We start from the raw sequence: 420 nt of genomic DNA, 5'->3' as shown, positions 1-420 counted from the left end.
CATAGGCGAGTGCCGAGAGGCCGATGGTCGACTTGCCGGCGCCGGATTCGCCGATCAGGCCGAGCACCTTGCCCTTGGCGAGGTCGAAGGAGACATTGTCGACCAGCGTGACCCGCTTGGGAGGCGCGCCTGGCGGATAGCTGGTGGCCTCGATCTTCAGGTTCTTGACGGACCGAAGATTATGCATCGCCGCGTCCTCCTTTCAGGCTGGACGGGCGCTTGGGCAGCCAGTCGACGACCAGATTGACACAGACCGCCAGGGCAGCGATCGCCCCGCCGGGAACGAGGGCGGCCGATATGCCGAAGATGATGCCGTCCTTGTTGTCCTTGACCATGCCGCCCCAGTCTGCGGCCGGCGGCTGGATGCCGAGGCCGAGGAACGAGAGGGTGGAGAGGAAGAGGATCGAGAAGGCAAAGCGC

1 protein-coding gene and 1 pseudogene are annotated in these 420 nt (G+C 65.2%); both read right to left on the bottom strand.

Translation table 11 applies throughout. From position 1 onward, the window contains the following. Positions 1 to 187: ATP-binding cassette domain-containing protein (locus G4D87_RS40100; protein WP_163787693.1), on the bottom strand; the 187-nt coding region annotated here is incomplete at its 3' end. Continuing rightward, positions 180 to 420 (bottom strand): annotated as a pseudogene (locus G4D87_RS38650) (hypothetical protein); the annotation flags it as partial. The pseudogene G4D87_RS38650 and the gene G4D87_RS40100, both read right to left, overlap by 8 nt.

The organism is Myxococcus vastator (assembly GCF_010894475.1).
Lineage (GTDB): Bacteria > Myxococcota > Myxococcia > Myxococcales > Myxococcaceae > Myxococcus > Myxococcus vastator.
Note: the sequence above shows the minus strand (reverse complement) of the source record. Positions and strands in the feature narration are given on the sequence as shown.